Consider the following 6,316-nt stretch of genomic DNA (forward strand, 5'->3'; position numbering starts at 1 on the left):
CCTATGTTCAACTTTTGTATTCTCTCTCTGAGCCTGGCAAGAAACTTGTCGAATACCTCTTCCTGAATGTAATATCTAGTGGAATTTGCACAATCCTGTCCATTGTTTACAAGTCCGCCTACTATGGCACTTTCAACTGCAGCATCTATGTTGGCATCCTTGAAAACAATAAAAGGGGCTTTTCCTCCAAGTTCCAGAGATACTTTCTTTAGGTTGGATGCTCCAAGTACTGAAAGGCGTTTGCCAACCTCCGTGCTCCCTGTAAAGGCGATCATTTCAAGTTTATCGCTTTTCGCCATTTCCTCACCCACAGAACTTCCAGGACCAGTGATGACATTAAAAACGCCGTCAGGAACTCCAGCATCTTGAAGGATTTTGGCAAGTTTAAGTGTTGTAAGTGGTGTATAACTAGCAGGCTTAACAACAACCGAATTGCCCATAGCAATTGCAGGAAATGCACGCCAGATAACCATCATCAGTGGGTAATTCCAGGGAGTTATTATGCCGATAGCTCCTATGGGCTCTCTTCTTATGGCACTTGTTCCGTCACTCACATATTCCGCCATGGCTTTTCCTTCGAGAGTTCTGCATGCACCAGCTATAAAACGTATGTTATCTATAGTATAGGGAATATCATACCCAGATACCTGTTTAATGCTTTTTCCTGAATTTTCCGTCTCGATTTTAATAAATTCCTCCTGGTTCTTCTCAAGCAATTCCGCCACCCTCAGGAGTATGTTTGAACGCTCTCCTGGTGGAAGTCTGCTCCAAATGCCGGAGTCAAATGAGTTTCTGGCGGCGTCTATAGCTCTATGGACATCCTCATTGGAAGCTGACTGAACTTTTGCCATTGTTGTCCCAGTGGATGGGTTTTTAACATCAAGAACTTCTTCATTTGACGATTCAACCCATTCTCCATTTATAAACATCTTATATGTTTCCATTATTGTTCACCTATTTGTTTTAATTTTCCAGTGTTCCATCGTACATATTCCTTATAAGCTGTATGGAGTTTTCCAGAGTTAGCCTCCTGGGGTTAAACCTTGGAAGGTCATAGAGCTTCTGTCTTGTGGAAAATATGTATTCACCAAATTTTTCTATATCGGTTTTTGGGAAATTTATCTGCTTTAATGTGGTCGGCATTTCCAAGTCCTCTAGAAGCTGAATTATGACAGGAGCAATTTTTGATGCAACTGCCCTGGCAGATTCTCCCTTGTGAGGTATATTGAAGATCCTTGCAAGTGTTCCTATCTTATTATAGGCAGCAGATATATTGTAATCCAGTATATATGGAAGGGACATACCAACAGCTACGCCATGTATAGCCCCGTACTTGGGCCCGAAGGCTTCCCCGAGACAATGTCCCAGCACCGACGGTCCAGCCACCCAGGGAAATGTTATAACCATCCCTCCAAGCATAGCTGACAATGACATCGCAGATCTGGCTTCTATGTTGTCTGGACTATTAAATGCTGTTCTAAGATTTCTGAAAATCAGTGAGGATGCTTTTGTTGCAATTCCATCAGATATGGGATTTGCCTCCTTGCTTATCAATCCCTCTACATTATGGGCAAGAGCGTCCATTCCGCTTGCTGCTGTTGTTCTGGGTGGTGCACTGACATTCAGAACAGGATCTACTATTGCCGTATCTGCGAGAAGATTGCTGCTTGCTGCCCATGTTTTATACATCGATTCCTTCTCTATGACAACAGACATATTTGAAACTTCGCTGCCGGTGCCACCGGTTGTTGGGATAAGAATCTTTGGAAGTCCAGGATTTTTGAATTTATCCTCAATTGGAGTAAGATATTCTTTGGGTTCTCCACTATTTGTAACCATCGAGGCTACCATTTTGCTTGTGTCAAGCACGCTTCCACCACCTACTGCAACTACAGAGTCAAAATTTCCGTTGGATCTTGCGAACTCCACTGCATTCACAATATTTTCCATTGTTGGTTCATTTGAAATTCTGTCATATACCTCATATTTTATTCCTGCTTCGGAAAGTGAGCTTTCTATTTTAGCAAGGAGACCAAATTTATAGACATTTGGATCTGTAACTATTATTGTATTTTTCTTCTTTATTTCCTTTAGTTGATTACCCACCTGATCCGACTGACCTTTCCCAAATAAAATCCTCTTTACCTGGTCGAATTTCAACCCTTTATCATACGTATATACATGCTCAAAATCTTCCATTCAAATGTATATTTAATTTATATATAATTATTATTATTCAATCATCTGCACCCATAATAGATGAAACCTGTAGTTGCTGGATGTACACTCTGGATTAATTTTTATTAGAATTTTCTCAAGGCTCACGCAAACCTATTTCCCATCCTTATGGTAAGTAATCGCGGGGAAGTTTAAATTTAATGGTGCAGAACAAGGTTTTACAAATTATAAAGTACCTGTTAATGTTCACTTCTGTTTTTTCCAATTCATGGATATTTCAGTTTCTTCTGGATAAGTACCATAGCTATACTGTTTTATCACGATATAAGTATAAGGAGTTTATAAGGAGTTTATAAGGAGTTTATAAGGAGTTTATAAGGAGTTTATAAGGAGTTTATAAGGAGTTTATAAGGAGTTTATAAGGAGTTTATAAGGAGTTTATAAGGAGTTTATAAGAATATTCCTGATAATATAGTCATCTGGAAAATCTTTTTATGCTATATAAGCATTCATTTTCATGAAATTTGATGTACAAACTAAAGACTTTCCTGAGTCTTTCTATGTTTTTATAGAAATTCCTCAGGGTGGAAACACAAAGCTCGAATATAAGCCCGATGTAGATAATATAGTTCTTGACAGGATACTGTTCACATCAATGGTATACCCAACCAACTATGGTTTTATCCTTAATACCAAAGCAAAGGATGAAGACCCCCTTGATGTTCTTGTCATTTCCTCAGTGCCCATTCCCTCAGGATCCATATTGAAATGCAGGGCCATAGGGATAGCCGAAATGAGTGATGAGGAAGGTTCAGACAATAAGGTTATTGCAGTCCCTATTGACAAGGTCGATCCGATGTCTGCTGAATACAAAGATATTGAAAACATTCCTGAAGCTGTGAAAAATAAGATAAAGCATTTCTTCCAGCATTACAAGGAGCTGGAAAAGGGCAAATTCATGACTTTCCATGACTTCAAGGGTAAAGATGAAGCTATAAAACAGATAAAGGAATCCCTTCTTTGATTCCCATAACTTTTGTTTTAATACAAAGATTTTTTTTAGTTGTGATGTTGTAATATCCATATGAGTTCAAAGAAATTTCTAATCGGCCTTTTCGGTCCGGCCATAACAATATTGCTTATATTGCTGGACATAAGGATGTCTGCCTATTTTTCATGGTACACCAATTCCCTGAGCAGCCTTGGAATCCACAGATATTATTATATCTTTGATGCTGCGGTCATAATAGGCGGCATATCTGTATTTATTTTTGCCCTTATGCTATACAGGCAAATTCAAATAAAGTTCCTGTCTATTGGCTTTATAATGCTGGGTTCTGTATCACTTTTTCTCATCGGGATTTTCAATGAAAATTATGGAAATCTGCATCTTGCAATTGCTATAATATATTTTATTTTCACACCAGTAGGCATAATAATATTCAGTTTTTACAGGATAAGGAATTATTTGAGCTATTATGGTTTCTTTGCTGGTGTGGCGTCGCTTGGGACAATAATTTTTGGTATTCTCGTATTGTTTGAATACATACATCTAAAAATTGGCCTCTCTGTAACGGAAATGGCAGAGGCAGTTTTACTGGGTTCATGGTCGAGCATTCTCGGAGTTTACCTTTCTACTCATGAGGCTCAATGAAATTTCTTATCACCCTTGTGCCTTCCCCATCAAAACGGATACGTATTACAAAATCTGACTGAGACATCATTTTATGCTGCAGTGAATCAATATTTTCTCTTTCCCCTATAAGCAGGATGAATCCTTCAGCACCTCCTCCAAGCAACTTTGCTGATTTTGCACCGTTATCAAGAGCATAATCTATTATTGTATCTATTCTTTTATTTGTTACACTGGTGCCCAGTGATTTTTTTATACTCCAACCTTCATTCACAATGCTGTAAACTTCATCCCTGTTATGTGACTTGATAGCCTTGCTTAGATTTAATGCAAGATCCTTGAGTTTATTCAGGCTTTCCATTGTTTTTTCATCGCCATTTTCTGATTTTGCAACCTGATCCTGAAGACTCCTTGAACTTTCCCTGGTATTGCCGGTATAAACCAGTATCATTGATTTTTCGAGGTTTGTTACAAAGGGATCTGACAGTGCAAATTTTTGTGTTACTTCACCACTCCTTCTGAATTCCATATATTTTAAACCCCCAACAGAAATAGCATAGGGATCCTGCTTTCCCAGGATAATATTGAATTTATTTTTTTCCGAGAGGTAGGACTCCTTTGCGAGATCGTATGGGTCTATATCCTTCCTTTTGATTGCATAGATTGCCTTTATTATTCCATTGATTAATGCCGAACTGGAACCTAGGCCTGAACCAGGTGGAACATCATTATTCATAATTATTCTTCCAGTATCTATGCCATTTTCCATGAACATATTGATAATCTTGTTTTCCATGGAAGTATTGTTGGTTGATGATATGAGTGCAGACCTCAGGAAGTCCCTGGAAGAAACCTCCAGTGATCCCCCATCATCAATATACCGTATCATTATTCCACGGTCTATTGTGGTATTCAGTACTGCACCTCCATAATTTTCTAAAAATGGGCTTATATCTGTTCCCCCACCCGCAAAGCTTATTCTCAATGGGCTGTAAACGGTAATCATACGATTATATATCAGCAACTCATATTAAAATATTCATACGGTGCAATAGAAAATCCAGTAAATTATATAAAGTTAATGAGTATATTGTATAAATCCAATAATACCGGATGGTAATAGTCAACTACCCCTCCCTGACGGAAGGGGCTTGTTCCGTGAGGAACAGCGCAAGAGTTGATTAGGGGGCTTTGAAAGACATGGTGAAAAACATGAAAGAGAAGCAGAAGTTAGATTGGAGAAATACATACACACCTACGGATGCTCCACAAGTCCGTGGCAACTGTGATCATGCATTAAACAGAGAGGAAACTCTCAGTGTGCATGGTTTAAAAACCCCTTCTAACAACCCCAATGTGGACCTACAGTCAGGCATGGCTGGACAGGACCTGAGGGTTCCCGTTATAAACATGCGCAACGAACCATTAATGCCGACAACACCAGGAAAGGCACGAACACTATTGAAATCTGGAAAAGCAAGGGTGATCAGTTCAAATCCATTCACTATTCAGCTCCTCTATGCAACCGGAGAGACAAAGCAGCCAGTAATATTGGGTATAGATGCCGGATACAAGCACATTGGATTCTCTGCAGTAACAGAAAAGAAGGAACTGATATACCCAAACTCAATAAAGAGAAATCTATGTACCGTAGGAACAGGAGAGACAAACTCTGGTACAGGAAACCAAGATTTATGAACCGTGGAAACAAAAAGAAAGGATGGCTTGCACCCAGCATAGATCACAAACTACAGACTCACATAAGACTGATTGAGAAACTGAAAAAAATACTTACAATATCCGATATTATTATTGAGGTTGCTTCATTCGATCAGCAGAAGATGAAGAACCCTGAGATAAGTGGAATAGAGTACCAGCAGGGAGAACTTCAGGGATATGAGATCAGAGAATATCTCCTTGAGAAGTTCCATCATATCTGTGTGTATTGCAGCAAGACCGGTGTGCCTCTTGAAATAGAGCATCTCACACCCAGATCAAGGGGCGGCTCTAATACAGTAGACAACCTTGCCATCTCATGCCATGAATGCAACCAGAAGAAGAACAACCTTACCGCAGAAGAGTTCGGATATCCCGATCTGAGAAAGAGTGCATTGATGCCGTTAAGAGATGCGGCTTTCATGAACACTGTAAGGTGGAAACTCACTCAGCTAACTGGAGCAGATCATACATTCGGTTACATCACAAAGAGGAATCGTATTTCTTTGGGGTTGGATAAGAGCCATGCCAACGATGCATTTGTGATTGCTGGAGGAACCAACCAGGCCAGGGTATTGCCATTTACAATCACACAGAGAAGGAGGGACAACCGTTCTATCCAGACAAACAGGAAGGGATTCAGGCCATCAATAAGAAGGAAAAGATACCCCTTACAACCCGGTGATGTAGTGGAATTCGGGGAGAGCAGATACGACGTTGTTGGGGTTCATAGTTATGGAAATTATGTAATAATAAGGAATGGTGAAAAGAAGATGAATATAAGCACGA

At 39.5% G+C, this 6,316-nt stretch carries 5 protein-coding genes and 1 pseudogene; 3 read left to right on the plus strand and 3 right to left on the minus strand.

Annotated features, from left to right (window positions below):
* Both AMDU4_RS13380 and AMDU4_RS13385 read right to left on the minus strand, forming a co-directional pair.
* Window positions 1–944: aldehyde dehydrogenase (locus AMDU4_RS13380; RefSeq protein WP_021788461.1), on the minus strand; the 944-nt coding region annotated here is incomplete at its 3' end.
* 19 nt (window positions 945–963) lie between these two features.
* The gene (locus tag AMDU4_RS13385; RefSeq protein WP_021788462.1) at window positions 964–2,199 is read right to left on the minus strand and encodes an iron-containing alcohol dehydrogenase; all 1,236 of its coding nucleotides are present in this window, start codon (window positions 2,197–2,199) and stop codon (window positions 964–966) included.
* A gap of 496 nt (window positions 2,200–2,695) precedes the next feature.
* Here AMDU4_RS13385 and AMDU4_RS13390 point away from each other — a divergent pair, with 496 nt between their 5' ends.
* Window positions 2,696–3,202 carry an inorganic diphosphatase gene (locus tag AMDU4_RS13390; RefSeq protein ID WP_021788463.1) on the plus strand — a complete coding sequence of 169 codons (507 nt, stop codon included), beginning with the start codon at window positions 2,696–2,698 and terminating at the stop codon, window positions 3,200–3,202.
* Window positions 3,203–3,262: 60 nt separating this feature from the next.
* The gene (locus tag AMDU4_RS13395; protein ID WP_021788464.1) at window positions 3,263–3,832 is read left to right on the plus strand and encodes a DUF998 domain-containing protein; all 570 of its coding nucleotides are present in this window, start codon (window positions 3,263–3,265) and stop codon (window positions 3,830–3,832) included.
* Here AMDU4_RS13395 and AMDU4_RS13400 read toward each other — a convergent pair.
* Complete coding sequence (locus tag AMDU4_RS13400) at window positions 3,813–4,817, minus strand: hypothetical protein (protein ID WP_021788465.1); 1,005 nt, start codon at window positions 4,815–4,817, stop codon at window positions 3,813–3,815. The two genes, AMDU4_RS13395 and AMDU4_RS13400, sit on opposite strands and share 20 nt — an antisense overlap.
* Before the next feature lie 422 nt (window positions 4,818–5,239).
* Here AMDU4_RS13400 and iscB point away from each other — a divergent pair.
* Window positions 5,240–6,316, plus strand: a pseudogene (gene iscB, locus AMDU4_RS13405) (RNA-guided endonuclease IscB); the annotation flags it as partial.

The organism is Ferroplasma sp. Type II, assembly GCF_000496155.1.

Bases quoted from the DNA above. Each gene is read 5' to 3' on its own strand.
- AMDU4_RS13385 (WP_021788462.1), bottom strand. From the start codon at position 2,199: ATGGAAGATTTTGAGCATGTATATACGTATGATAAAGGGTTGAAATTC.
- AMDU4_RS13390 (WP_021788463.1), top strand. From the start codon at position 2,696: ATGAAATTTGATGTACAAACTAAAGACTTTCCTGAGTCTTTCTATGTT.
- AMDU4_RS13395 (WP_021788464.1), top strand. From the start codon at position 3,263: ATGAGTTCAAAGAAATTTCTAATCGGCCTTTTCGGTCCGGCCATAACA.
- AMDU4_RS13400 (WP_021788465.1), bottom strand. From the start codon at position 4,817: ATGATTACCGTTTACAGCCCATTGAGAATAAGCTTTGCGGGTGGGGGA.